Origin of the sequence: Bacillus sp. AP50 (genome assembly GCF_040492675.1) — a bacterium.
Classification (GTDB): Bacteria; Bacillota; Bacilli; order Bacillales; family Bacillaceae_G; genus Bacillus_A; species Bacillus_A cereus.
Genome location: NZ_JBEUTW010000776.1, coordinates 1 through 2803, shown reverse-complemented (window position 1 = coordinate 2803; position 2803 = coordinate 1). Strand labels below are relative to the sequence as shown.

Below are 2803 nucleotides of genomic sequence, written 5' to 3'. Positions count from 1 at the left end.
GAACCTCCCAATTATTTCATAAAAGTGGTGGCGCATTAAAGAACAAATTGCACTATATTCATAGTAGAAACTATCTATACTAAATTTTCCGTATATATATTATCAATTTACACTGACTTCCACCGATGTTACATTAAATATGAAGACAGTTTCTTTTTTACGAACCATCTCAATACGTATTTGAGAAACGTACTCCAATCCTATACGCGAGAGCAATACTATGTTGACACTCAGATGAGTGTCTTTTTTTGTGAGTAATAAAAAATAAAAACCATCTCTTAAAGATGGTTTTATCTTTTGTTACTATAAATGTAAACTTATGCAGTTGGATAATAAATTGTCATGCTTAATCGAGTCAAAGATTCCCCTAAATTATAATAAGAGTGTGATCTATCGGCCTTAAAACGAATTGAATCTCCACTATTTAATGTATATTGACAGTTATTCACTTCTACTGTCAATTCACCTTCAAATACCGTAATAAATTCTTCTGCGCCTTCTTTATGCCCTTCTGAACTTAATTTCCCTTCTGTTTCTATTTCTACTGTATACATTTCAAAATGTCTATCATCTTGAAAAGGAAAAGAAGGATACACTTTATATTTTCCATTGTCTTCAGACAATGCTTGAATATCTTTTCTTAAGATCACTTTCGTATCAGGCTGAGGATTGTTGATTAAAGAGGTAAAAGAAACTTTCAAGCCATTTGCAATTTTCCATATTGTTGTTAGTGTCGGGCTTGATTCTCCTCTTTCAATTTGTCCAATCATCGTTTTACTCACACCTGTTAATTGGGAAACTTTTTCCAAACTTAATTTTTCTTTTTCTCTTATAGTTTTTAAATTTTTCGCTAGTATAAGTTGAATTTCTTCCATAAAAAACACTCCCACACTATATACAATATAACGACCGTTATGTATAATAAAAAGCACACGTTATATTGTTCTTTTCGGTCATTATAACATACAAAAATAATTAGGGGGGTTCAAATGCCTATATTTTCTTTTTTGTTATTTGTATTTATAAGTAGCTTCACACCTGGTCCTAACAATTTCTTAGCTATGACATACGCAAATCAACATGGATTAAAGAGAAGCATAAACTTTTGCTTCGGAGTAGCTTTTGGTTTTTTCATCCTCACTTCTTTATGTAGTTTCTTTAATGTTGTACTACTTAATATCTTACCCATAATCGAATTCCCTTTAAAAATTTTAGGTGTAGCGTATATGTTATATTTAGCTATTAAAATACTTACCAGTAAAAGCAGTACGAATCCCGTTGAAAAAGATAATAAAAACTTATTCACTGTGGGGATTTCTCTTCAATTCGTTAATCCTAAAGGGATATTATTCGGACTGACTGTAGTATCGACTTTCATACTCCCCTACTACAATTCATATTCAAGTTTTCTGCTTTTCTCATTATTTCTAGGTATAGTCGGTTTACTAAGTACATTTAGTTGGAGTTTATTTGGTTCAATATTCCAAAAAATATTAGTAAAACATAACCAATTATTCAACATCATTATGGCTGTTTTATTAGTTTTCAGTGCCGTTTCAATCGTTATACACTAATTCGATGCTCATTTTAGATTTTGTACTTTTTAATACCACTCTTTATCAATTAGACTACTTTATATACTAATCCATCCACATACCCTATGTGGTTTAAAACTTTTAAGAGGAAACCTTCTAACAATAGGTTTCCTTCCATATCATATTAAATAAGAAGCAGGTTAAATACGGAGGTGATTTTGATTAAGACTACTTTAATTTCTCATTTTTACAATGAAGAATATTTAGTTAATGCACCATACAAAGCTATTTGATCATGGCATTCTTATTAATCGTGGATCCACTGATCGTTCAGTTGAAATCTGTAAAACATTCGCTCCTAATTGGGAAATACGAAACTCAAAATCACTCGAATTTGATGCTTATTTAGTTGATCAAGAAGTTATGGAAATTGAAAGAGAAATTACAGGATGGAAAATGGTATTGAATACGACAGAATTCCTGTGCTGTTATAATAAAGAACAATTTTTCAAATCACTTAGCACTATGGGTGGCAATATGTTTTCAATAAGAATGATTATGATGATTGACGAACCGACTCATGGCTACACTAATCCAAGATATAGCTCTCCGCTTGTTAAACAACGTTATCACGGCATAATAATTCAACCTAATCCAAACCAACTATATCTTAACGGTAGATTAATTCACAATAATTCGCACGGGAACTATAGAGTCGGGAGACATGGTTCGCATTATCCTTATAGCATTTACATGGAACCTGCTTTTATTTTTAAATTTTTTTATAGTCCATGGAACGATGCAATGAAAAAACGAAAATTACAAATTGGGCCGACTCTTTCTCAACATAGTGTACAGCGTGGACTAGGTTCTCATCACTTAACAACAATTGAAAAATTAGAAACAAAATACAAATTCTATGCAACTTTAACTACGGACCTCCGGTTATTCCCAGAATACCAAATTATATTTCCTGACCTTTATCCTTAATGTCATGAATATTTAGTTTCCACATCTATCCGTTTTTTATTAACATATCAACTCCAACTAAATATTTTTCTCTAGTAGAAATCTGAGCTAGGACTCTTGCTGCGCGCAAATTCCTCTTATTTAATGTCGTATCACCAGCCTATAATCTTTCATACCATTTCATTGAGTACCTGATGTTGGATTAGAAATAAAAAATGGCAATTCATTTGGAAAATTTTCAATTTCAGATTATATACCTTCTAAAACAAAGTATTCAAACAATAGAACCTAAACTAATG

The 2803-nt window shown here is 31.4% G+C and carries 2 protein-coding genes and 1 pseudogene; 2 read left to right on the top strand and 1 reads right to left on the bottom strand.

Annotation, left to right across the window (positions count from 1 at the left end; genetic code table 11):
* Positions 1–317: 317 nt before the first annotated feature.
* Entirely contained in the window at positions 318–932 is a 615-nt protein-coding gene (locus ABWK52_RS29405; RefSeq protein ID WP_116291545.1) for a helix-turn-helix domain-containing protein, read from the bottom strand.
* Positions 933–989: 57 nt separating this feature from the next.
* Between ABWK52_RS29405 and ABWK52_RS29400 the strand changes: the two genes are divergently transcribed.
* Together ABWK52_RS29400 and ABWK52_RS29395 are read left to right on the top strand one after the other, a co-directional pair.
* Entirely contained in the window at positions 990–1574 is a 585-nt protein-coding gene (locus tag ABWK52_RS29400; protein ID WP_001121281.1) for a LysE family translocator, read from the top strand.
* Positions 1575–1753: 179 nt separating this feature from the next.
* Positions 1754–2525 (top strand): annotated as a pseudogene (locus tag ABWK52_RS29395) (glycosyltransferase family 2 protein).
* Positions 2526–2803: the final 278 nt, after the last annotated feature.

Bases quoted from the DNA above. Each gene is read 5' to 3' on its own strand.
- ABWK52_RS29400 (WP_001121281.1), top strand. From the start codon at position 990: ATGCCTATATTTTCTTTTTTGTTATTTGTATTTATAAGTAGCTTCACA.